This is a genomic window from Sinomonas terrae, from assembly GCF_022539255.1.
Taxonomy (GTDB): domain Bacteria; phylum Actinomycetota; class Actinomycetes; order Actinomycetales; family Micrococcaceae; genus Sinomonas; species Sinomonas terrae.
Genome location: NZ_JAKZBV010000001.1, coordinates 2,804,330 through 2,825,835, shown reverse-complemented (window position 1 = coordinate 2,825,835; position 21,506 = coordinate 2,804,330). Strand labels below are relative to the sequence as shown.

The window sequence follows — 21,506 nt, the reverse complement described above, 5'->3', positions numbered from 1 at the left end:
TTGAGTGGAATCCACCCGGAGGAGGACCGCGAGGCCGACCCCGAGTCGGTCGCCCGAGCGATCCTCCTCCGGCAACTCACGCTGGGGCCGCGGAGCAAGCATCAGCTCGCGGTGAAACTCCGGGAGCGACGTGTCCCGGAGGACGTGGCTGCGGCGCTGCTCGACCGCTTCGAGGATATCGGCCTCATCGACGACGTTGACTTTGCCGAGATGTGGGTCCGAAGTCGCTTCGCCACCAAAGGTCTCTCGAAATCTGCTCTTCGCCGGGAACTCGCCTCCAAGGGCATTGACGGTCCGGTGGCCGAGGAGGCCCTCACCGAGCTCAGCGACGAGGACGAACTGGGGGCAGCTCGTGAGCTCGTCGAGCGTCGGATGCGGCCTTTTGACGGGGAGGATCCCGCCGCTCGGGATCGAGAGTTGCGGCGGCTCGTGGGAATGCTGGCACGCAAAGGGCACCCACCGGGAAGAGCCTTCCGGGTAGCTGCCGAGGCGCTCGATGCTGGGAATAACCAGTGAATTGGGCGTGGTGCGTGGACTGAGGTGTTGCCGTACCTTAATACTCTGAGGCAGTATGCGACGTCAAACAGCCATCCGACTGCGCCAGTCAGCCCTCGCGGCCACGGTCAGCGCCTTCTTGGCGCTGAGTCTCGCCGCGCCATCTGCCGTCGCCGACGATGGTCCGCCGACCGGGTTCCCCACATGGGCTGATGTGCAGGCGGCCAAGGCCAACGTCGCTGCTGCACAAGCTGAGGTCGACAAGATCAACGGGCTGCTTTCCTCGGTTCAGGCGACTGCGGCGGACGCATCCGCGAAGGCTGTGGCAGCAGGCGCCGCCTATGCGAAAGCCGACTTGGCCGTAAAGAACCAGCAGAAGATCGTCGACGCCCTTCAGCAGGTCACCCAGCAGCGGATCCAGGAGCGCGACGCAAGCAAGCAGGCGGCGGGACGCATCGCCGCTGCAGCGTACACGGGAGGCACTCCGTCCGGTGCCCTCGATGCGTTCTCGGTTCTCAATGAGCAGGACGGGCTCGACCGTTTGGGTACCTTGCAGATTCTCGGCGACCAAGCGGCGAAGGCCGTCGCCGATTATCAGAGCGCCGCGAACAACGCTGCTCAGGCACAGGCTCAATCGAGCGCGGCAGAGGATTCCCTCGCAAAGCTATCGGATGCGGCGAAGCAGGCCTTCGGCGTGGCGCAAGCGGCGCAGCAGCACGCCGAACAGGTCGTTTCCCAGACGCAGCAGCAGCAGAGCACCATGACCGCGCAGCTCGCAGACCTCAAGGGAACCTCGACGGCTGTCGAGCAGAAGTACGAAGAGGGGCAGCAGGCTCTCGCCGCGTATGAGGCCGCCCAGGAGGCGAAGCGAAAGGCAGCGGAGGAGGCGGCCGCGCAACAGGCCGCCCTGCTTCAGCAGCAACAGCAGGCGGCCGCCGCTGCTGCCGCCGCTGCGGCAGCTCAGGTGCCGGTTCAGGTCCAGGTTCAGTCCGCGCCGACGGTCGTGAGCCCCCGAGTCGGGTCCGTGACGGACGACCCTGCAGGAGCTCAGGCCTACGCGTCGTCGCAGATCGGTGGCTACGGCTGGGACGGTTCGCAGTTCCAATGCCTCCTGCAGCTGTGGACGCGGGAATCGAGCTGGATGACGGACGCGACCAACCCCTCGAGCGGCGCGTACGGCGTGGCCCAGGCCCTGCCGGCGTCGAAGTACGATTCCGCGGGCGCCGACTGGCTCACCAACTACCGGACCCAGATCAACTGGGGTCTCGGCTACATCCAGGACCGATACGGGAGCCCGTGCAACGCGTGGGCGCACGAGGTGTCGAACAGCTGGTACTGAGCGTCGGCCATGCGCGCGTGACCGGTACCCTTGATGGGTGAGTTCCACGATCGACGAGAGCAGCCCGCGCAGTTACGAAGTGCGCACGTTCGGCTGTCAGATGAACGTCCACGACTCTGAGCGCATGTCGGGTCTTCTCGAGGCAGCGGGCTATGTCCGTGCCGAGGAGGGGGCCGAACCGGACGTCGTCGTCTTCAACACCTGTGCAGTGCGGGAGAATGCCGACAACCGCCTGTACGGCAACCTCGGCCAGCTCCGGCCCGTCAAGGACCGGCACCCGGGCATGCAGATCGCAGTCGGGGGCTGCCTCGCGCAGAAGGATCGGGACACGATCCTCGAGAAGGCGCCTTGGGTCGACGCGGTCTTCGGGACCCACAACGTCGGCGCCCTTCTCGCGCTGCTCGAGCGTTCGCGGCACAACCACGAGGCCCAACTCGAGATCCTCGAGTCCCTTGAGGTCTTCCCCTCGACCCTGCCGACAAAGCGCGATTCGGTCTACAGCGGTTGGGTGTCCATCTCCGTCGGCTGCAACAACACGTGCACGTTCTGCATCGTTCCCAGCCTCCGGGGCAAGGAGCGCGATCGTCGCCCGGGAGAGATCCTCGCCGAGATCCAGGCGCTTGTCGACGACGGGGCAATCGAGGTCACGCTGCTGGGTCAGAACGTGAACTCGTACGGTGTCGAGTTCGGAGACAGGCTCGCGTTCGGCAAGCTCCTTCGAGCCTGCGGTGAGATCCGTGGACTCGAGCGGGTGCGCTTCACGAGCCCGCATCCGGCGGCCTTCACGGACGACGTGATCGACGCTATGGCCGAGACGCCGAACGTCATGCCGCAGCTGCACATGCCGCTCCAGTCGGGCTCCGACCGCTTGCTCCGGGCCATGCGCCGGTCGTACCGCTCGTCGAAGTTCCTCGGGATCCTCGACCGCGTCCGCGAACGGATCCCGCACGCTGCGATCACGACCGACATCATCGTCGGATTCCCGGGGGAGACCGAGGAAGACTTCCAGACGACCCTCGACGTCGTCGAACGCTCGCGCTTCTCGAGCGCCTTCACGTTCCAGTACTCGAAGCGGCCCGGCACGCCAGCCGCTGACATGCCGGACCAGCTGCCCAAGGCGGTCGTCCAGGAGCGCTACGAGCGGCTCATCGCCTTGCAGGAGCGCATCTCCGAGGAGGAGAACGCGCGTCAGGTCGGGCATGAGGTCGAGCTTCTCGTGACCGCTCAGAGCGGCCGGAAGGCCGGGGAGACCCATCGGCTCTCCGGACGTGCGAAGGACCATCGGCTCGTCCACTTCAGCGTTCCCGCCGGCGCCGAGGAGCCTCGTCCCGGGGACCTCGTGACGCTGAGGGTGACCGAGGCCGCGCCGCATCACCTCATCGCGGACCCACGGCCGGAGGAGTACTCCGTGCGCCGGTCCCGCGCCGGCGACGCGTGGGACCGCTCCCAAGCGGAGTCGTGCGGTGCGGCTGCCCCTGCAACGGCGGGCGCGGCGCCGGGTGCGCGCGGTTCTGTGAGCCTCGGGATGCCCTCGCTTCCCGTGCGCGTGGGGTAGCGCGTGAGTGGAGGCGAGTCGCCCGGGCCGGTGATCGCCGTCGTCGGACCGACGGGCACGGGCAAGTCGGATCTCGCGGTGGAGCTGGCTCTCGCCTTGGACGGCGAGATCGTGAACACCGACTCCATGCAGTTCTACCGGGGCATGGATATCGGGACGGCAAAGCTCTCGGACGATGAGCGACGGGGTGTTCCCCACCACCTTCTCGACATCCTCGATGTGCGCGAGGAGGCGAGTGTCTCGGCGTTCCAGGCTGCCGCGCGCGCTGCCATCGAGGACATCCATGCGAGGGGGCGCCGGGCTATCCTCGCGGGCGGCTCGGGCCTCTACGTTCGGGCAGCGACGGACGTCCTCGAGTTCCCTGGAACTGACCCGGCGGTCCGGGCACGCCTCGAGAGAGAGGCGGAGACCGAGGGGATTGGCCTGCTCGCCAGACGGCTGCAGGAGAGCGATCCCGAGTCCGGGTCTCGGCTGAAGGACGCGCGCCGGATCATCCGGGCCCTCGAGGTCTACGAGGTGACCGGCCGGCCCTTCAGTGCCTACATGCCGCGCAGGGAGTATGTGCAGCCGACCTTGCAGATCGGCCTGGACATGGATCGGCCGTCTCTACACGGGCGGCTTGCCGAGCGGGTCCACGGCATGGTGCGGGCGGGACTCATGGAGGAGGTGCGGAGGCTCGACGGCATGGGGCTCCGCGAGGGCCGGACGGCATCGCGCGCACTCGGCTACGCGCAGTTCCTCCGCGTGCTCGATGGCGAGGTGACAGCCGAGGAAGCTGCCGACGAGACAATCGTCACGACGCGGCAGTTCGCCAGGCGACAGGTGACGTGGTTCCGTGCCGATCCCAGGGTCCAGTGGCTCGACGCTCTTCGCCCCGACCTCGTGCCCGCTGCGCTGGCCCTCGCCTCGACCATGGGTTCGTGAAGCGCGGGTTCGTGAAGCGCGGTCGGTATTCTGGACGCATGACCGCCGCCCCAGATTCCTTGACCTTGGCCGCGCGCCCGCTCGCGGAGCTCGCCGGGCTCCCGTTCGCGAAGGGGCATGGGACCGGCAATGACTTCGTCCTCGTTGCCGACCCGGACGGAGTCCGCGACGTGACCGCCGGCCAAGCCGCCGCACTCTGCGATCGCCATCTGGGCATCGGTGGAGACGGACTCATCAGGGCCGTGCGCTCAGAGCACCTCCCGGAAGGCCGCGAAATCCTCGGCGAGGACCCCGAGGCCGTGTGGTTCATGGACTACCGGAACGCGGACGGCTCTGTCTCTGAGATGTGCGGCAACGGGGTGCGGGTCTTCGTCGCGTTCCTCCTGGACCAGGGACTCGTCGAACTCGAGCCCGGAGGGGTGCTGTCCGTCGGCACGCGGGCCGGTGTCAAGCGGGTGGAGCGCCGTGACGGGGGCTTCGCGGTCGACATGGGCCCGTGGCAGTTCATTCACCCCGCCCAGGCGGAAGCCGAGGCCGGGGATTCTCTTGTCACAGCTGACGGGCTCGACGTCTCGCGCCCTGCGCTGAGCGTGAGCATGGGCAACCCGCATACGGTCGTCGCCCTTGCCGAGGACGCGGAGCTCGAGAGGCTCCGCCTGTTCGACTCGCCGAAGGTGGAGCCCGTGCCGCCGCACGGAACGAACGTCGAATTCGTCGTGCCCGCAGAGCCCCTCGTGCGCGAGGGGATCGGTGCCATCGCGATGCGTGTCCACGAGCGGGGGGTCGGCGAGACGCAGTCGTGTGGCACCGGCGCGTGCGCTGCAGCGGTCGCGATCCGTCATTGGGCCGGCGCGGGCGCGCCGAGCCGGTGGGACGTCCGCGTCCCGGGCGGAATCGTGCAGGTAGCGTTTGTGACCGACGCCGAAGGTGCAGAGCATGTCGAGCTCAGCGGTCCCGCCGTGATCGTCGCGCACGGCACCCTGAGCTAAGAGCTGGCCTCTGCTCTCCTGGCGACCCGGAGAAGCCGGAAGCCCTTCGACGTCGCTTCGCGGCCGACGTCGTAGGCGTCCCCGAGGGTGTCCGCAAGCCAGCGCTGGAGCGAATCGGCCCCGAGGTTCTTCTGCACGACGAGCCACGCCTCCCCGCCCACCTCCAGACGGGGGAGCCACAGCAGGAGCAGTTCGTGCAGGGCCTGCTTGCCGATTCGAATGGGCGGATTGGACCAGATCGTGGAGAAGCGCGTGCCGGCAGGCACATCCTCGGGGAGAGCCGCACGGATGTTCTCGAGCCCGAGTCTGCGGGCGTTGGCCGCGGTGAGGGAGAGACTCCGCTCGTTGACGTCGACGGCGTGCACCGTCGCGCCGGGGGAGCGCAGCGCCATCGTGAGGGCGATCGGGCCCCAACCGCAGCCGATGTCCAGGAGATTGCCCTCTGGGGCAGGGTCGGGGACTTCCGCGAGCAGCACGGCCGTACCCTTGTCCACCCCGTCCGGGCTGAAGATGCCCGCGGACGTCTCGAGAGCGCGCTCGGCTCCTTCGAGGACGACGGCGAGGGGGCGGCGTACGTCGGGCACGTCCGGCTGAGCGTTGAAATAGTGGGCGGGTTCCATCATCAAGTAGAATAGATCCATGCGCCTGTTCAAGTAGCCACCTCTTCTCGCTGGCCCACGCCCCGCCGTCGACCGCTGTCCGGCCGGGCATAACAGGACAACCCCTTGGAGACGCCTTGAAGCGTGACCTCTCTTCTGTCACCCCTGAGAACTATTCTGGAAAGGACTTCCCTACGAAGGAGAACATGACCAACCACGACGCCGCGCCCGAGCCGCAGCCGCAGGACCTGAGTGCGCAGGACATCCAGGCCGTCATCGATCGGATCCTCGCCAAGGAGGAAGCGGCCGCCGCCAAGGGCGCAGGCCACCGAGCGGAGGACGACGGCGACGGCGCCCCGTCGGCTCGACGTGGCGGCCTCACGAGCGGCAAGGCCCTCGCGCTGTCCGAGCTGGACGACGAGCACGGCGAGTACGACGGCGAACAGCGTGACCTCGAAGAGCGCAGGGCCCTCCGCCGTACTGCGGGTCTCTCGACCGAGCTCGAGGACGTCACCGAGGTCGAGTACCGGCAGCTGCGCCTCGAGCGCGTCGTGCTGGCCGGGCTGTGGAGCGAGGGCACCCTCGAAGACGCCGAAAACTCTCTTCAGGAGCTCGCAGCCCTCGCTGAGACGGCAGGCTCGGAGGTGCTCGACGGCATCGTCCAGCGGAGGCTCAAGCCGGACGCCGGGACGTTCCTCGGCTCGGGCAAGGCGCAGGAGCTCAAGGACATCGTCTATGCGACCGGTGCAGACACCGTGATCGTGGACTCGGAGCTCTCGCCCTCGCAGCGGCGTGGACTCGAGGACATCGTCAAGGTCAAGGTCATCGACCGCACCGCGCTCATCCTCGACATCTTCGCCCAGCACGCGAAGAGCCGCGAAGGCAAGGCGCAGGTCGAACTCGCGCAGCTCGAGTACCTGCTCCCGCGCCTCCGCGGCTGGGGTGAGTCGATGTCCCGTCAGGCCGGCGGCCGTGTGGGCGCCGCAGGCGGCGGAATCGGCTCCCGTGGTCCTGGCGAGACCAAGATCGAACTCGATCGTCGCCGCATCCGTACCCGCATGGCCAAGCTCCGGCGTGAGATCGCCGGGATGAAGCCGGCCCGGGAGACGAAGCGCGCGAACCGCAAGCGGAACGAGGTTCCGTCCGTAGCGATCGCGGGCTACACGAACGCGGGCAAGTCCTCCCTGCTCAACCGGCTCACGGATGCCGGCGTGCTCGTCGAGAACGCGCTGTTCGCCACCCTCGATCCGACTGTGCGCCGTGCGGAGACGCCCGACGGGCTGCCGTACACCCTCTCGGACACGGTGGGCTTTGTGCGCTCGCTTCCGACCCAGCTGGTCGAAGCCTTCCGGTCGACGCTCGAAGAGGTCGCCGACGCGGATCTCATCCTCCATGTCGTCGACGCGTCGCATCCGGATCCGGAGGGCCAGATCGCCGCGGTGAGGGAGGTCTTCTCCGAGGTCGACGCGCGGAAGATCCCTGAGATCATCGTCCTCAACAAGGCCGACGCGGCCGATCCGTTCGTGCTTGAGCGGCTGCGCCAGCACGAGCCTCGCAATGTCGTGGTCTCGGCGCGGACGGGCCTCGGAATCGACGAGCTCAAGCAGACGATCAGCGCCGCGATCCCGCGGCCTGATGTGGTGCTCACGCTGCTCATCCCGTACAGCCGAGGTGACCTCCTCAGCAAGCTCCACGAGAGCAGCTCGGAGATCCGCTCGCTCGAGCACACCGCCGACGGCACGGTCGCGCGCGTTGTGGTGCGCGAGGAGTTCGCCGCAGAGTTGGAGCCGTTCGTCGTCAATGACTGAGGTGAGGGTGAGCGCGGCCGAGGAGACTGCCGTGCGGCTGCTGGACGTCGCAGTAGCCGCGATGGGGGGCCAGCAGCGCGACGGGCAGCACGAGATGGCGCGGCACGTGGCCCGTTCGATCGACGAGGGCAAGCATCTCCTCGTGCAGGCGGGGACGGGAACGGGCAAGTCGCTTGCCTACCTCGTGCCGCTCATCGCCCACGCGCAGAGCAGCGGCCGCCCGGCCGTTGTCGCTACCGCGACGCTCGCCCTGCAGGCCCAGATCGTGGGGCGCGACCTCCCTCGGCTGCTCTCGGCGATCACCCCTGAGCTCGACCATCCCGTCGACGTCGCCCTCATCAAGGGCCGCTCGAACTACCTGTGCAAGCACAAGCTCTCGGGCGGGTTCCCCTCGGACGAGGGCGGTGAGGGGACGCTCTTCGCCCTCGGCGAGGACACCGCCGTCGCCCATCCGGGCGGCGCGGGTCCCACTACCCAGCTCGGCCGCGAGGTCAAACGCCTGCGGGAGTGGGCCGAAGAAACCGAGACGGGGGATCGCGACGACCTGATCCCGGGGGTGAGCGATCGGGCCTGGCGGCAGGTCTCGGTGACGGCGCTCGAGTGCCTCGGCTCCCAGCGGTGTCCCCTCGCAGCGGAGTGCTTCAGCGAGCTCGCGCGGCAGCGGGGGGCGGAGGCGGACATCGTCGTGACGAACCACGCGATGCTCGCGATCAACGCGTTCGAGGGGCTCAACGTGCTGCCGGAGCACGACGTCGTCGTGGTCGACGAGGCGCACGAGCTCCAGGACCGCGTGACGGGGGCGGTGAGCGGCCAGCTCTCCGCAGCGATGGCCATGGCCCCCGCTTCCAGCCTGCGCCGCCACTGCGGCCTCTCCGTCGAGGCGCTGCAGTCGGCTGCCACGCAGCTTGAGCTTGCGCTGGCAGATGTCCCCACGGGCCTTCTTGCCCGGGGGCTCACGGAGGAACTTGCGCAGTCCCTCGTGCTGCTGAGGGATGCGAGCCGAGCGGCCATCTCGGACTCCAAGCCCAGCGATGGGCAGGCGTCCGACGGCGGGCGGCAGGTCGCGCGGTCCCGCGTCAGCGCGGTTCTCGAGTGCTGCGAGCGGATGCTCGACGCTGAGGCCCAGGGCGAGGTGATCTGGGCCTCGCGCACCGGGACGTTCGATCCGGCGTCGGGCTACTCCGCGCCCCCCGATGATGCGCCCGCGACCCTCTGCATCGCGCCGCTCAACGTGGGCGGAAAGCTGCGGGACGGTCTCTTCGCGGACCACACGGTCGTGCTCACGTCCGCGACGCTCGCGATCGGAGCGGCGTTCGAGCCAGCCGCCGGGGGACTCGGCCTGCTCGGCGGCGGCGCCCCGACCTGGACCGGCGTGGACGTCGGTTCACCCTTCGACTACCCCCGGCAGGGCATCCTGTATGTGGCGCGCCATCTGCCCAAGCCGGGCCGCGGCGTGTCAGTCGAGGCGATCGACGAGCTCGAAACCCTCATCCGGGCATCGTCCGGAGGGGCCCTTTGCCTCTTCTCGTCTCGGCGAGCCGCCGAGGACGCGGCCGACGAGCTGCGCGACCGGCTCGACGTATCGATCCTCTGCCAAGGCGAGTCATCGATGAGCGCGCTTGTCCGGCAGTTCGCCGACGAGCCGGACACGTGCCTCTTCGGGACGATGTCCCTGTGGCAGGGGGTCGACGTGCCCGGGCATTCGTGCCGACTCGTCGTGATCGACCGCATCCCGTTCCCGCGGCCGGACGATCCCCTTGCCACGGCACGTTCGCGCGCAGTCGCCCAGGCCGGGGGGAACGGCTTCATGACCGTCTCCGCCTCGCACGCGGCGGTACGTCTCGCGCAGGGCGCTGGCAGGCTCATCCGATCGACCGAAGACCGCGGGGTGGTTGCGGTCCTCGATTCACGCCTTGCCACCGAGCGCTATGGCGCCTTCCTCCGGTCGGCGCTTCCCCCGTTGTGGGGCACGACGGACCGCGGAGTCGTGCTCAAGGCACTCGAGCGCCTCGCCGCTTCAGACTGAGCGCAGCACTGAGACCACGCGACCCATGATGGTTGCGTGGTCGCCCAGGATGGGCTCGTAGCGGGTGTTCTGTGGGAGCAGCCAAGTGTGGCCGTCACGCTGCCGGAACGTCTTGACCGTCGCCTCGTCGTCGAGGAGAGCCGCCACGATGTCGCCGTTCTCTGCGTCGTTCTGCCGTCGAACGACCACCCAGTCTCCGTCGCAGATGGCTGCGTCGATCATCGAATCTCCGCGGACCCGCAGCATGAACAACTCCCCGTAGCCCACGAGCTGGCGGGGGAGTGGCATGACGTCCTCGACGACTTGGTCTGCGAGGATCGGTCCGCCTGCGGCGATGCGCCCGACGAGGGGAACCATCGCGGTGTCGGCGGCGCTCGCCATGTCGTCCAGAGGAATTCCTCCGACGCCGAGCACCGGCGCCGCGCTCTCGGCTTCCATGGTGAGCGGGCGCTCGTCGAGGTTCAGCGGCATGAGGACCTCCATCGCGCGCGGTCGCTTGGGATCGCGGCGGAGGTAGCCGAGCTTCTCCAGCTGGGCGAGCTGATGGGTCACGCTCGAGAGGCTTGCGAGGCCGACCGTGTCTCCGATCTCGCGCATCGACGGCGGGTAGCCCTTGGTCTGGACCGAGCGCTGGATCGTCTCGAGGATCTTCCGCTGGCGCACGGTGAGTCCCTTTGCGGCTCTGGCCACTCCTGCCATGCGTGCCCTCTTTCTCGTCTTCTTATTTTGTCGGTGCCCATCTGGATGCTGATTCCACCGTAGGGGACACGGCGGCACCTTTCAAACATTTGTTCTAGCGAGTCTGGACATCGTTCGATGAGAAGTGCTAAAAGTGTTCTGAATGGTTCGAAGACATGTTCGAAGGCATTCCTGAGGAGGAAGAACCGTGGCACACGCATTCGCAGTTCCGTTCGCAGGGACACCGGCTCGCTCGACCGGCGCACAGGCTCCCCACCCCCGCCTGCGGCTCACTCGCCGGGGGCGGCTCGTGCTGATTGCCCTCCCGTCCTTCCTTGGAGCGGTGTTGCTGCTCGCGTTTCTGAGCGGACTCATCGCGCCTGCCCACGCTGGCGACACGGCGCCGTCGGTGACGCACACGAAGCAGGTCACTCTCCAGCAGGGGCAATCGCTGTGGACGGTCGCGGCACAGTACGCTCCCGATCGCGACCCGCGCGTGGTCATCGACGAGATCGTCGAACTCAACAACCTCGATTCGACCAGGGTCGTTTCAGGGCAGCAGATCGCTGTCCCGACTGAGGGTTGAACCGGGCTGGGGGTCGAGCTCGGCCCGGGCTTGAGCCCGCGTGGGGCTGGGCGTACGCCGAGTCATGAATGCGGAGGCGTCAAGCACCCGGGCGTAGGCTGGACCGGTGAACGATCAGACTGCTCAGCCCACCTCCCGTGAGGAGCGCCTCGCGGGGCTCCCTCTTCGCGAGGATCTGCGCGGTCAGCACCCATACGGGGCGCCGCAGCTGGACGTCCCGATCATGCTCAACGTCAATGAGAATACGTACGGAGTGCCCCAGGACGTCCAGGAGGCCATCACCCGATCCGTGCGCGAGGCCGTCTCGAGCCTCAACCGCTACCCGGACCGCGAATTCACCGAACTTCGCGAGGCCCTCGCGGAGTATCTGGGGCATGGCCTGACGCCCGAGCAGCTCTGGGCAGCCAACGGCTCGAACGAGGTGCTTCAGCAGCTCCTTCAGGCGTTCGGCGGACCCGGCCGTTCGGCCCTCGGCTTCCCTCCGACGTATTCGATGTACCCGCTGCTTGCGGCTGGTACCGGGACGGCGTACCTCAAGGGAGTCCGGGATGCTGACTATGAGCTCACCGCCGACTCGGCTGCGCGGCAGGTCAGGGAGCTGGCGCCAAACGTCGTCTTCCTCTGCTCGCCGAACAACCCGACGGGGACGGCGCTCGGTCTCGACGTGGTCGAGGCGGTGTACGAGGCCAGCGAAGCGAGCCAGGCCATAGTGATCGTCGACGAGGCCTATGCGGAGTTCGCCCAGCTCGGGACGCAGAGCGCGCTCACGCTGCTTCCCGGCCGTCCGCGGCTCGTGGTCAGCCGGACCATGAGCAAGGCCTTCGCCCTTGCCGGGGCTCGGCTCGGTTATCTTGCGGCAGCACCCGAGGTGACCGACGCTCTCCGTCTCGTCCGGCTCCCGTACCACCTTTCGGCCATAACGCAGGCGACGGCCTTGGCGGCTCTCCGTCACCGTGCCTCCCTCATGTCCGAGGTCGAGGCGATCAAGCATCAGCGCGACCGCATCGTGAAGGAGCTCGAACGGCTCGGGCTGAGGCCGGCGTCGTCCGATTCGAACTTCGTCTTCTTCACTGGTCTGGCGGATCCCCAGCGCATCTGGCGGGGGCTGCTCGAGGCGGGCGTGCTGGTCCGTGACGTCGGAATCCCCGGCTCCTTGAGGGTGACGGCCGGAACGGAGTCCGAGACGTCGGCCTTCCTCTCCCGGCTCGAAGAGCTCCTCGAGGAGGAGCAAGCCTAGGCGGCCTAGAATGGATTGGTCCCCCGCATCAGCTTCCATTGAAGGACGTTCACCCATGACCACCGAGCTGCAGGCTGCGCGTCGCACTTCGCGAACGGCGCGGATGGAGCGCACGACCTCAGAGTCGTCTGTCGTCGTCGAGATCAACCTCGACGGCACGGGCCGCTCCGAGATCTCGAGCAGCGTCCCGTTCTACGATCACATGCTCACGGCGCTGTCGAAGCATTCGCTCATCGACCTCACGGTCAGGGCCACGGGTGACACGCACATCGACGTCCACCACACTGTCGAGGACATCGCGATCACTTTCGGTGAGGTGCTCAAGCAGGCGCTTGGGAACAAGGCGGGCATCCGGCGGTTCGGCGAGGCCACGATTCCGCTTGACGAGGCGCTCGCGAATGCCGTGGTCGATGTTTCGGGCCGCCCGTACCTCGTCCACTCCGGGGAGCCGGCGGGACAGGAGTATCACCTCATCGGCGGCCACTTCACTGGATCCCTCACCCGCCACGTGTTCGAGGCGATCACGCTGCACGCAGGGATCTGCCTGCACATGAGGGTGCTCGCGGGCCGCGACCCGCATCACATCGTCGAGGCGCAGTTCAAGGCGTTCGCGCGCGCCCTCCGCGCCGCCGTCGAACCTGATCCGCGCATCGGGGAGGCGATCCCGTCGACGAAGGGCGCGCTGTGAGCGAGACAGGGAAGTCCGCGCCCAACGGCGTCGCCGTGGACTCACGCAACCACGGCGGGCCTGCACCCGATCCGGAGGGGCGCCCCACCGTCGTCGTCCTCGACTACGGCTCGGGCAACGTACGCTCGGCAGTCCGCGCGCTCGAAAGCGCGGGGGCGGCTGTGACCCTGAGTTCGAAGCCGGAGGACGCGCTCAACGCCGATGGTCTCGTGGTGCCCGGCGTCGGCGCGTTCGCGACCGTCATGGACGAGCTCAAGTCCGTGGACGGCCTGAGGATCATCGGCCGACGCGTGGCCGGAGGACGCCCCGTCCTCGCCATCTGCGTCGGTCTTCAGGTGATGTTCGAACGCGGTGTGGAGCACGGTGTCGAGTCGGAGGGGCTCGGCGAATGGCCCGGGACGGTAGAGCTCCTGCCCGCGGCCGTCGTCCCGCACATGGGGTGGAACACGGTGAGCGTCCCCGAAGGATCGCGTCTGTTCGAGGGCGTCGAGGATGAGCGCTTCTACTTCGTGCACTCCTATGGAGTGCAGGAATGGAAGTTCGACGCAACCCACCCGAGCATGGCGGCGCCCCTCGTGACCTGGTCCGAGCACGGTGCTCCGTTCATCGCCGCAGTCGAGAACGGCCCCCTGTGCGCGACGCAGTTCCACCCCGAGAAGTCGGGCGCCGCGGGTGCGAGGCTCCTGCGGAACTGGGTGGCTTCGCTCAAGCCGAAGAACGCCCCCTCGAATGAGAAGGCTTCCGTCTAGATGTGGTCCGTCCTCCTGTTCGGCCTGGCCGGGATCCTCATCGGCGGCGTCGTGTCCTTCCGGCGTCAGGGCATGGCGAACTGGGTCTGGATCTCGTTCGGTGTTCTCGCCGCTGCCGCGCTCGTCGCCGCGTATCTGTTCACCCAATCGGCCTGACAGCCGCCCACCGCAAGGAGATCCTTCATGACCGCTGGGGAGCCCATCCTCGAGCTGCTGCCCGCTGTTGACGTCGCCGACGGCCAGGCCGTGCGCCTCGTGCAGGGCGAGGCCGGGAGCGAGACGAGCTACGGCGAGCCCCTCGAAGCTGCGCTCGCCTGGCAGAACGACGGTGCCGAGTGGGTGCACCTGGTCGATCTCGACGCTGCCTTCGGTCGCGGGAGCAACCGCGAGCTGCTTGCCGGCGTCGTGCGCCAGCTGTCAGTGAAAGTCGAGCTGTCCGGCGGCATCCGCGATGACGCGTCGCTCGACGCAGCCCTCGAGCTCGGCGCTGCGCGCGTCAACCTCGGTACCGCCGCGCTCGAGGATCCGGAATGGACCGCCCGGGCCATCGACCGCTACGGCGACCAGATCGCCGTCGGCCTCGACGTGCGTGGGACGACGCTCGCGGCCCGCGGCTGGACCAAGGAGGGCGGGGACCTGTGGGAGGTGCTCGCGCGCCTCGAGGACGCGGGCTGCTCGCGCTACGTCGTCACGGATGTCACAAAGGACGGAACGCTGCGCGGCCCCAACGTCGACCTCCTCCGCGAGATGTGCGAGCGGACCGAGAAGCCGGTCGTCGCCTCAGGTGGCATCTCGAGCCTCGACGACCTCCGTGCGCTCCGCGAACTCGTCCCGCTCGGCGTCGAGGGAGCGATCGTCGGCAAGGCGCTGTACGCCGGCAAGTTCACCCTGCCGGAGGCCCTCGATGTCGCCGGCCGCCGGTGACATGGGCGCCCAAGGCCATCCTGCACCGCGGCACCTTCCGGGGCACATCGCAGCGGCACTCGCCCGCGCGGGGGAGCACGCCGACTCGGCCGGGCAGTCGTGGGCGGGACGCGACCTCGCCGGCGAGGGGAATCCGCTCCACCGCTTCGACGCGGACGACGGCGTAGCCGACCCGGGCGTCGAGGCTGCCTTGGCGGCACTCGCCTCGGGCGGGACGGAGGAGGCTGTCCACGAGGCACTCGCAGAGGCCCGAGTGTTCGTGCCCGTCGTCGCGACCCTTGCCGAGGGAGGCTTGGGCGACCACGGCTTCGCTGAGGACAAAGAGGCCGATATGGCCCTCGTGACGCTCAGCGCCCCCGACGGGCGGAAGGCACTCCCGGCGTTCACCTCCGTCGCGCGGCTCGAAGCGTGGCACCCCGAGGCGCGCCCCGTCGCGGTCTTCGCTCCACGTGCCGCCCTTTCGGCCGTATCGGAAGGGGCCGAGCTCCTCGTCCTCGATCCTGGAGCGGAGAGGACGTTCGTCCTCCGCCGCCCCGCCGTGTGGGCCTTGGCGCAGCAGCAGACTTGGACGCCGTCCTACCGCGACCAGACGCTCGTGGAGGTCGTCGCAGCGGCCATCGAAGGGCTCGACGAGATTCGCGGCGTTCGCCTCGAGCCCGGCAAGGGCGTCGTGAGCCGAGACCGCTCCGGGCGGATCCTGAACGGCGGCGGGCCGGGGCCCGAGCTCCGGATCGTGCTCGAGCTCAGTCCCGGCTTGCCTGCCGAGTCGGTGCGTGACATCGTGGCAGAGCTGAACGGCCGACTCGCCGGCAGCGAGCGCTTCGCGGAGTCCGTGGATTCGATCGAGATCTCACTCCGCACCGCGGGGGACTGATCCGCACGTGCCTACCCTGCCGTGCGGAGCACGGAAGGTGGGACTGATGGACTTCGCCCTCTACGGGCAACTCTGGCGGCGGCGTCCGGTGAGGAATCTGCTGCTCGTCGCGATGGTCGCGCGGCTCCCGCACTCGGCAGCCGGGGTCCTGCTCACTCTCCATGTCGTACAGACCCTCGGACTGGGCTACGGCCCGGCCGGTGCCGTGGCGGCGCTCCTCACCATCGGAATCGCGATCGGTGCACCGTGGCGCGGCCGTCGAGTGGACACGGTCGGGCTCCGCCGCGCTCTTATCCCGTCGATCGTGGCGGAGGCCGTCGTCTGGTCCGTTGCTCCCCACCTCAACTACCCCGGCCTCTTGGCTGCGGCGCTCATCGGCGGTGTATTCGCGCTGCCGATCTTCTCGGTGGTGCGGCAGTCGCTCGGCGTCATGACAACACCTGCGCAGCGACGGACGGCCTTTGCCCTCGACTCCATCTGCACCGAGGTCACGTTCATGGTCGGGCCCGCGCTCGCGGCGCTCGTCGGGGTGCAGCTCTCCACCGTCGTCGGGATCACAGCGGTGGGGCTTTCAGCGGCCGTGGCGGGGCTAGCGCTCGTCTGGTTCAACCCGCCGACCCGGTCAGGTCAGCCAGGCGCTGTCGCCGACGACGGTGCGGACTCGTGCGAGACCGACGTGGCTTCGAGCGTCGAATCCGCAGAGAGTGCAGCACCAGCGGAGGTGGCTGCGGGTCAGGCGGACGGCGCCTCGGGACTGCGCCGGCTCATCGGGCGTGCCCGCGGAGGGCTCGGCTGGCTCTCGACCAGCGTCGTCGTCGTTCTGGTTGTTGCCGCCGGAGCGGGAATGGTGCTCTCCGGCACCGACGTCGGGATTGTCGCTGTCCTGCGGGGCCATGGGCAGAGTGAGCAGCTGGGAGTGGTGTTCTTCGCCTGGTGCCTCTCCTCGCTCCTCGGCGGCCTCGTCTACGGAGCGATGACCAGCAAGGTGCACCCGCTTGTGCTGCTGCTCCTCATGTCGGCGCTCACGATCCCGATGGGGTTCGCCAGCGATGTGGGGAGTCTCGCCCTACTCTCCGTGCCTGCCGGATTCCTCTGCGCGCCAACGCTCGCTGCGGCCTCCGAAGCCGTGGCCCTGCTCGTGGACGAGGGGCGTCGCGGCGAGGCCATGGGTTGGTACGGATCTGCGCTCACGGCAGGAACGGCCCTCGGGTCACCGTTCACCGGACTTACGATCGACGCTGCCGGCCCTTGGGCCGGCTTCGCAGGGATCGGTGCGGTCGGAGTCGTGCTCTGTGGTGCGGGCCTTCTGGCACAAGCCGTGCGACGACGGCGCCGCGCCACAGTTGGAAGGCTGAGTTGACTGGAAGGCTGAGTTGACTGGACGGCTCAGTTGACTGGAAGGCTCAGCTGACTGGAAGCTTCAGTTGACCGGTCCGGTGTACTTTTCTCCCGGGCCCTTTCCGGGAGCGTCCTGGATGGTCGACGCCTCGCGGAACGCGAGCTGCAGCGAACGCAGCCCGTCGCGGAGGGGGGCCGCGTGCTGGGAGCCGATTTCGGGCGCCGCCGCTGTGACGAGGCCAGCGAGCGCTGTGATGAGCTTCCGCGCCTCGTCGAGGTCCTTGAGCGCTTCGCCCTCGTCGGCCAGACCCACTTTGACGGCAGCCGCGCTCATGAGGTGAACCGCGGTGGTCGTGATGACCTCGACGGCGGGAACTTCCGCGATGTCCCGAAGTTCGGTGCTGGCATCCGTGTTCGCGCCAGCGCTCGTGCCGTTCTGGTCAGTGTGGTCAGTGCTCATGCTGCTAAGCTTGGCACAGACCGACTGGATGTCGTTATTCAGGCGTTTTTTGCCTGTATACTTGATTGACAGTTTGCAAGCGGAGATCTCTCCCACCCGCGTCGGCGTGCAATCGCATTGCTGCCGGGTACTCAGGTTGGCTGGCGCGGCACCCGCCGCAGCCGGACATGGCGTCCATGGAGACGCCCACCTTCGAGGCCTCCGATTGCACCGACAATCGGGGGCCTTCCTCGTTGTCGGGGCTGTCCCGGACTACTTGAGGAGCTTGAACATTAGCGATCCACGCATCAATGAGCGAATCCGCGTCCCTGAGGTGCGCCTCGTGGGGCCTGCTGGCGAGCAGGTCGGCATCGTGCGTATCGAGGACGCGCTGCGTCTGGCGGCCGAGTCAGACCTCGATCTCGTTGAGGTAGCACCCCAGGCGAAACCGCCGGTGTGCAAGCTGATGGACTTCGGCAAGTACAAGTACGAGGCCGCGGTCAAGGCTCGCGAGGCACGCAAGAACCAGACGAATACGGTTCTGAAGGAGATTCGCTTCCGCCTCAAGATCGACACCCACGACTACGAGACGAAGAAGGGCCACGCGCTCCGCTTCCTCGGCGCCGGGGACAAGGTCAAGGCCATGATCCAGTTCCGTGGCCGCGAACAGCAGCGTCCGGAGATGGGCATCCGCCTCCTTCAGCGCTTCGCGGACGACGTCGCCGAGGTCGGCACGATCGAGTCCGCGCCGCGCATCGACGGTCGCAACATGGTCATGGTGATCGGTCCGCTCAAGAACAAGGCTGAGGCAAAGGCCGAGGCCCGTAGGGTCGCCCAGCGTGCCGCCGACAAGGCCAAGGCTGAGGCGGCGAAGACCGCCAGCGTGACCGCAGAGCAGGCGCCGATGACGCAGTCTCTGGGCGATGCGCTTCCCGAGGCCCTGCGGCAAGCTGCCGTCCAGGCTGACGAGCAGCCGGCCGCGGCGGTGGAGTCTGAGGAACCGACGTCGCAGGCTGCAGAGTCTGCTCCGGCGGCAGAGACCGCGCAGATTGCAGAGTCTGCTCCGGCGGCAGAGACCGCGCAGGCTGCAGAGCCTGCTCCGGCGGCAGAGGAACCGGCTCAGGCTGCAGAGCTTGCTCCGGCGGCAGAGGAACCGGCTCAGGCAGCTGAGAGGCCGGCAGCTGCGAAGCCGGCGGCTGCGAAGCCCGCAGCCGAGCCCGAGCGCAAGCCGGCTCCTGCTCGGGCTGCGGCACCGGCTCCTTCTGCTTCGCCCAGGCCGGCACCGGCTCCTCGGCCGCAGGCGCCCAAGCCTGCTGAGGCCGCCAAGCCCGCAGCGCCGAAGCCGTCGGCACCTCGGCCGCAGGCTCCGAAGCCGGGTGCACCCCGCCCCGGGGCGGGAGCGCCCAAGCCCTCGGCACCGCGCCCGTCGGGTCGCCGGGGCAACTAGTCCACCGCAGCCGCTGAAGACCTTCGGGTCTTGGCGGCCAGCGGAACCACCAGTCGGCCCGCGCAAGCGGGCCGCCAGAGAAAGCCGCGGCCTGGTGCCGCGGGAAACAAAGGAGATCGGTCACCATGCCGAAGATGAAGACCCACAGTGGCGCCAAGAAGCGCTTCAAGCTGACCGGCTCGGGCAAGCTCAAGCGCCAGCAGTCGAACCGCCGCCACTACCTCGAGCACAAGCCGACGACGCTCACGCGCCGCCTGCACGCCGACAAGATCGTGACCGGTGGCGACGCCAAGGTCATCCGGCGGATGCTCGGCATCTGAGTTCTTTCCCAGTCAACCGGCCCTTCGGGGCCACCTAGCCGTCCCGGCCGGGCGCAAGGCGCCCGCGGCTCTGGGAAGGATTTCTGAAGGAGTACACACATGGCACGTGTGAAGCGGGCAGTCAACGCCCACAAGAAGCGCCGCACCGTCCTCGAGCGGGCGTCCGGCTACCGAGGCCAGCGCTCGCGCCTCTACCGCAAGGCAAAAGAGCAGCTGCTGCACTCGTTCGTGTACAGCTACCAGGATCGTCACAAGCGCAAGGGCGATTTCCGCCGCCTGTGGATCCAGCGCATCAACGCCGCTGCCCGCGCCAACGGCCTGACCTACAACCGCCTCATCCAGGGCCTCAAGGCCGCCGAGGTCGAGGTTGACCGCCGCATGCTCGCCGAGCTTGCCGTCTCCGACGCTGCAGCTTTTGCCGCGCTCGTCGAGGTTGCCAAGAAGGCCCTCCCCTCGGACGTCAACGCTCCGGTCGCCGCGAAGTAGTCCTTTCGCGCACACGTTTCGAACGCCCGCACTGCCACTCGGCAGTGCGGGCGTTTGCTCTTGTGGGATTTGATCTGTCCTCGGGGATTTGATCTGCTCTCGCGGGATTTAGGGTGGACCAGTGACTTCCATGACGAACCCGCGCGCCGACCGCGTCCGGGATGTCGCCAAGCTGGCCCAGCGCTCGGCCCGTCAACGGCGCGGCCTGTTCCTCGCCGAGGGGCCGCAAGCAGTACGCGAAGCCCTGCGGCTCGACGCTCGCCGCGGCACGCGCCTTGTGACCGAGGTCTATGCGAGCGACTCCTGTCTTGAGCGGTATCCCGAATTGGGCGAACTCGCCACTGCCACAGGCGCCCTGCGTCTCGCGACAGACGAGGTCCTTGCTGCCATGGCGGACACGGTGAATCCGCAGGGAATTGTGGCCGTCTGCCGTTACCTGGATGCCTCCCTCGACGACGTCCTCGCGCGAGCGCCCCGTCTCGTGGCCGTCCTCTGCCGCGTCCAGGACCCAGGCAACGCCGGGACCATCCTGCGCGCTGCGGACGCAGCAGGCGCGGATGCTGTGGTCTTCACTGAGGGCAGCGTGGACGTCTACAACCCGAAGGCCGTCCGGAGCACAGCAGGATCCCTGTTCCACGTGCCGGTCGTCACCGGAGTGGATGAGGGCGAGCTCGTCTCCCGGCTTCGCGGAGCGGGCCTAGGCGTTCTGGCCGCGGACGGCTACGGCGTCGTCGACCTCGATGTGCTTCAGGACGAGAGCGCGGCGCGTCGCCTGAGCGCAGCACCCGTCGGAGAGCCGAAAGGCTCCGGCGACTCCTCGTCGTCGTACGCGCTCGAGGCACCCACGGCGTGGCTCTTCGGGAACGAAGCCCAGGGGCTCTCCGAAGAGGAACTTGCCCTTGCGGACGCGAGGGTTGCCGTGCCCATCTATGGCGATGCGGAGAGCCTGAACGTCGGAACGGCCGCCACTGTGTGCCTGTACGCGAGCGCGCGGGCACAGCGGCTTGGCGTGGGACTGAAGACGGACTGAACGGGTAGGTTCAAAGGCATGTCGTCTTCCGGGGGTCCCAAGGCCGTGGTCGCGGCGCTCGCGGCCAACCTCTCCATCGCGGTGATGAAGTTTGTCGCGTTCATCCTCACCTCGTCTTCGTCGATGCTCGCCGAGGCGATCCACTCGGTTGCCGACTCTGGAAACCAGATCCTGCTGCTGATCGGCGGCAAGCGCTCGGCCCGCGAGGCGAGCCCCCAGCACCCGTTCGGCTACGGTCGCGAACGCTACATCTACGCGTTCATCGTCTCGATCGTCCTCTTCACGGTCGGTGGCCTCTTCGCCCTGTTCGAAGCGTGGGAGAAGTTCCAGAATCCCCACCCGATCGAGGGTGCGTGGTGGTGGGTGCCGCTTGCGATCCTCGTCGGCTCAATTGTCGCCGAGGGACTCTCATTCCGGACTGCGATGGGGGCGTCGAGGCCTTCGCGTGGGGGACAGAGCCTCGCACAGTTCGTCCGTGCGGCGAAACAGCCGGAGCTCCCCGTCATCCTCCTCGAGGACTTCGGTGCGCTCATCGGCCTCGCGTGCGCGCTCTTCGGCGTCTCGCTCACGCTCATCACGGGCAACGGGGTCTGGGACGCGGTCGGCACCGCGATGATCGGGACTTTGCTCGTGGTCATCGCGGCGGTCCTGGCGTTCGAGACGAGTTCCCTCTTGGTCGGCGAATCGGCCACCTCCTCGGACATTGCGAAGATCGAATCCGCTTTGAAGAGCGATGGGACGCGCATCATCCACCTGCGCACCCTCCACCTCGGCCCGGACGAACTGCTCGTCGCGGCGAAGTTCAGCGTCGGGACCGCGTCGACGGGAGCGCAGATCGCGAAGGCGATCGACGACGCGGAGGCACGGATCCGGGCCGCGGTTCCGAGCGCCCGGGTCATCTACCTCGAGCCGGACATCCCGCGCGCGGACTAGCGCGCCACTTAGCCTTGATCCACCGATCCGCGGCCGTTCCTG

Annotated in this window: 23 protein-coding genes; 20 read left to right on the top strand and 3 right to left on the bottom strand. The window is 68.2% G+C overall.

Going from position 1 to position 21,506, the window contains the following annotated elements; genetic code table 11:
• From L0M17_RS13050 to dapF, 5 genes are read left to right on the top strand one after another with little or no spacing between them, the layout of a single operon-like run.
• The gene (locus tag L0M17_RS13050) at positions 1 to 516 is read left to right on the top strand and encodes a regulatory protein RecX (RefSeq protein ID WP_255731978.1); all 516 of its coding nucleotides are present in this window, start codon (positions 1 to 3) and stop codon (positions 514 to 516) included.
• Between the two features lie 55 nt (positions 517 to 571).
• A complete protein-coding gene (locus L0M17_RS13045) occupies positions 572 to 1,834 on the top strand; it encodes an aggregation-promoting factor C-terminal-like domain-containing protein (RefSeq protein ID WP_241054414.1) in 1,263 nt (420 codons plus the stop codon).
• Positions 1,835 to 1,871: 37 nt separating this feature from the next.
• Positions 1,872 to 3,389 (top strand): tRNA (N6-isopentenyl adenosine(37)-C2)-methylthiotransferase MiaB, encoded by a 1,518-nt coding sequence (gene miaB / locus L0M17_RS13040; protein WP_308196878.1) that lies wholly within the window; start codon positions 1,872 to 1,874, stop codon positions 3,387 to 3,389.
• A 3-nt stretch (positions 3,390 to 3,392) separates the two neighbouring features.
• Entirely contained in the window at positions 3,393 to 4,313 is a 921-nt protein-coding gene (gene miaA / locus L0M17_RS13035) for a tRNA (adenosine(37)-N6)-dimethylallyltransferase MiaA (RefSeq protein ID WP_241054413.1), read from the top strand.
• A 38-nt stretch (positions 4,314 to 4,351) separates the two neighbouring features.
• Positions 4,352 to 5,302, top strand: a complete 951-nt coding sequence (dapF, locus tag L0M17_RS13030) for a diaminopimelate epimerase (RefSeq protein ID WP_241054411.1) — start codon at positions 4,352 to 4,354, stop codon at positions 5,300 to 5,302.
• Here dapF and L0M17_RS13025 read toward each other — a convergent pair.
• Positions 5,299 to 5,922 (bottom strand): class I SAM-dependent methyltransferase, encoded by a 624-nt coding sequence (locus tag L0M17_RS13025; RefSeq protein ID WP_241056438.1) that lies wholly within the window; start codon positions 5,920 to 5,922, stop codon positions 5,299 to 5,301. The genes dapF and L0M17_RS13025 overlap by 4 nt on opposite strands.
• Positions 5,923 to 6,107: 185 nt before the next feature.
• On the opposite strand from L0M17_RS13025, the gene hflX reads away from it, so the two are divergent.
• On the top strand, positions 6,108 to 7,709 hold the full coding sequence (gene hflX / locus L0M17_RS13020; protein WP_241054410.1) for a GTPase HflX: 1,602 nt from the start codon (positions 6,108 to 6,110) through the stop codon (positions 7,707 to 7,709).
• Complete coding sequence (locus L0M17_RS13015; RefSeq protein WP_241054409.1) at positions 7,702 to 9,735, top strand: ATP-dependent DNA helicase; 2,034 nt, start codon at positions 7,702 to 7,704, stop codon at positions 9,733 to 9,735. The genes hflX and L0M17_RS13015 overlap by 8 nt, the downstream gene beginning before the upstream one ends.
• Here the strand turns inward: L0M17_RS13015 and lexA are convergent.
• Complete coding sequence (lexA, locus tag L0M17_RS13010; RefSeq protein WP_241054408.1) at positions 9,727 to 10,434, bottom strand: transcriptional repressor LexA; 708 nt, start codon at positions 10,432 to 10,434, stop codon at positions 9,727 to 9,729. The genes L0M17_RS13015 and lexA overlap by 9 nt on opposite strands.
• A gap of 187 nt (positions 10,435 to 10,621) precedes the next feature.
• On the opposite strand from lexA, the gene L0M17_RS13005 reads away from it, so the two are divergent.
• The 8 genes from L0M17_RS13005 to L0M17_RS12970 all read left to right on the top strand — a co-directional run bounded on the left by L0M17_RS13005 (position 10,622) and on the right by L0M17_RS12970 (position 16,831).
• On the top strand, positions 10,622 to 10,999 hold the full coding sequence (locus L0M17_RS13005) for a LysM peptidoglycan-binding domain-containing protein (RefSeq protein WP_241054407.1): 378 nt from the start codon (positions 10,622 to 10,624) through the stop codon (positions 10,997 to 10,999).
• A gap of 106 nt (positions 11,000 to 11,105) precedes the next feature.
• A complete protein-coding gene (locus L0M17_RS13000) occupies positions 11,106 to 12,236 on the top strand; it encodes a histidinol-phosphate transaminase (protein ID WP_241054406.1) in 1,131 nt (376 codons plus the stop codon).
• 55 nt (positions 12,237 to 12,291) lie between these two features.
• Positions 12,292 to 12,924: an imidazoleglycerol-phosphate dehydratase HisB gene (hisB, locus tag L0M17_RS12995; RefSeq protein ID WP_241054405.1), complete on the top strand. Its 633-nt coding sequence runs from the start codon at positions 12,292 to 12,294 to the stop codon at positions 12,922 to 12,924.
• Between the two features lie 35 nt (positions 12,925 to 12,959).
• The gene (gene hisH, locus L0M17_RS12990; RefSeq protein WP_241056437.1) at positions 12,960 to 13,673 is read left to right on the top strand and encodes an imidazole glycerol phosphate synthase subunit HisH; all 714 of its coding nucleotides are present in this window, start codon (positions 12,960 to 12,962) and stop codon (positions 13,671 to 13,673) included.
• Complete coding sequence (locus tag L0M17_RS12985) at positions 13,674 to 13,829, top strand: CG2302 family histidine operon protein (protein ID WP_241054404.1); 156 nt, start codon at positions 13,674 to 13,676, stop codon at positions 13,827 to 13,829.
• 27 nt (positions 13,830 to 13,856) lie between these two features.
• Positions 13,857 to 14,597, top strand: coding sequence for a bifunctional 1-(5-phosphoribosyl)-5-((5-phosphoribosylamino)methylideneamino)imidazole-4-carboxamide isomerase/phosphoribosylanthranilate isomerase PriA (gene priA / locus L0M17_RS12980; protein WP_241054402.1), 741 nt, complete (start codon positions 13,857 to 13,859; stop codon positions 14,595 to 14,597).
• Positions 14,578 to 15,471 carry an SseB family protein gene (locus L0M17_RS12975; protein ID WP_241054400.1) on the top strand — a complete coding sequence of 298 codons (894 nt, stop codon included), beginning with the start codon at positions 14,578 to 14,580 and terminating at the stop codon, positions 15,469 to 15,471. The genes priA and L0M17_RS12975 overlap by 20 nt, the downstream gene beginning before the upstream one ends.
• 46 nt (positions 15,472 to 15,517) lie before the next feature.
• Positions 15,518 to 16,831, top strand: coding sequence for an MFS transporter (locus L0M17_RS12970; protein ID WP_241054399.1), 1,314 nt, complete (start codon positions 15,518 to 15,520; stop codon positions 16,829 to 16,831).
• 60 nt (positions 16,832 to 16,891) lie between these two features.
• Here the strand turns inward: L0M17_RS12970 and L0M17_RS12965 are convergent, their stop codons facing one another.
• Complete coding sequence (locus L0M17_RS12965; protein ID WP_241054398.1) at positions 16,892 to 17,269, bottom strand: DUF1844 domain-containing protein; 378 nt, start codon at positions 17,267 to 17,269, stop codon at positions 16,892 to 16,894.
• Between the two features lie 265 nt (positions 17,270 to 17,534).
• On the opposite strand from L0M17_RS12965, the gene infC reads away from it, so the two are divergent.
• The 5 genes from infC to L0M17_RS12940 all read left to right on the top strand — a co-directional run bounded on the left by infC (position 17,535) and on the right by L0M17_RS12940 (position 21,464).
• On the top strand, positions 17,535 to 18,695 hold the full coding sequence (gene infC / locus L0M17_RS12960; protein WP_241054397.1) for a translation initiation factor IF-3: 1,161 nt from the start codon (positions 17,535 to 17,537) through the stop codon (positions 18,693 to 18,695).
• A 125-nt stretch (positions 18,696 to 18,820) separates the two neighbouring features.
• Complete coding sequence (gene rpmI / locus L0M17_RS12955) at positions 18,821 to 19,015, top strand: 50S ribosomal protein L35 (protein WP_241054396.1); 195 nt, start codon at positions 18,821 to 18,823, stop codon at positions 19,013 to 19,015.
• 99 nt (positions 19,016 to 19,114) lie between these two features.
• Positions 19,115 to 19,501 (top strand): 50S ribosomal protein L20, encoded by a 387-nt coding sequence (gene rplT / locus L0M17_RS12950; protein ID WP_138443805.1) that lies wholly within the window; start codon positions 19,115 to 19,117, stop codon positions 19,499 to 19,501.
• Positions 19,502 to 19,631: 130 nt separating this feature from the next.
• Complete coding sequence (locus L0M17_RS12945) at positions 19,632 to 20,531, top strand: TrmH family RNA methyltransferase (RefSeq protein ID WP_241056436.1); 900 nt, start codon at positions 19,632 to 19,634, stop codon at positions 20,529 to 20,531.
• An 18-nt stretch (positions 20,532 to 20,549) separates the two neighbouring features.
• Positions 20,550 to 21,464, top strand: a complete 915-nt coding sequence (locus tag L0M17_RS12940) for a cation diffusion facilitator family transporter (protein WP_241054395.1) — start codon at positions 20,550 to 20,552, stop codon at positions 21,462 to 21,464.
• Positions 21,465 to 21,506 lie beyond the last annotated feature (42 nt).

Coding starts and splice junctions, on each gene's coding strand:
- L0M17_RS13045 (WP_241054414.1), top strand. CDS start 572: ATGCGACGTCAAACAGCCATCCGACTGCGCCAGTCAGCCCTCGCGGCC.
- L0M17_RS12985 (WP_241054404.1), top strand. CDS start 13,674: ATGTGGTCCGTCCTCCTGTTCGGCCTGGCCGGGATCCTCATCGGCGGC.
- lexA (WP_241054408.1), bottom strand. CDS start 10,434: ATGGCAGGAGTGGCCAGAGCCGCAAAGGGACTCACCGTGCGCCAGCGG.
- L0M17_RS13015 (WP_241054409.1), top strand. CDS start 7,702: ATGACTGAGGTGAGGGTGAGCGCGGCCGAGGAGACTGCCGTGCGGCTG.
- L0M17_RS13025 (WP_241056438.1), bottom strand. CDS start 5,922: ATGGAACCCGCCCACTATTTCAACGCTCAGCCGGACGTGCCCGACGTA.
- hisB (WP_241054405.1), top strand. CDS start 12,292: ATGACCACCGAGCTGCAGGCTGCGCGTCGCACTTCGCGAACGGCGCGG.
- L0M17_RS12965 (WP_241054398.1), bottom strand. CDS start 17,269: ATGAGCACTGACCACACTGACCAGAACGGCACGAGCGCTGGCGCGAAC.
- hflX (WP_241054410.1), top strand. CDS start 6,108: ATGACCAACCACGACGCCGCGCCCGAGCCGCAGCCGCAGGACCTGAGT.
- L0M17_RS12940 (WP_241054395.1), top strand. CDS start 20,550: ATGTCGTCTTCCGGGGGTCCCAAGGCCGTGGTCGCGGCGCTCGCGGCC.
- rpmI (WP_241054396.1), top strand. CDS start 18,821: ATGCCGAAGATGAAGACCCACAGTGGCGCCAAGAAGCGCTTCAAGCTG.
- rplT (WP_138443805.1), top strand. CDS start 19,115: ATGGCACGTGTGAAGCGGGCAGTCAACGCCCACAAGAAGCGCCGCACC.
- dapF (WP_241054411.1), top strand. CDS start 4,352: ATGACCGCCGCCCCAGATTCCTTGACCTTGGCCGCGCGCCCGCTCGCG.
- L0M17_RS12945 (WP_241056436.1), top strand. CDS start 19,632: ATGACGAACCCGCGCGCCGACCGCGTCCGGGATGTCGCCAAGCTGGCC.
- L0M17_RS12975 (WP_241054400.1), top strand. CDS start 14,578: ATGTCGCCGGCCGCCGGTGACATGGGCGCCCAAGGCCATCCTGCACCG.
- priA (WP_241054402.1), top strand. CDS start 13,857: ATGACCGCTGGGGAGCCCATCCTCGAGCTGCTGCCCGCTGTTGACGTC.
- L0M17_RS12970 (WP_241054399.1), top strand. CDS start 15,518: ATGGACTTCGCCCTCTACGGGCAACTCTGGCGGCGGCGTCCGGTGAGG.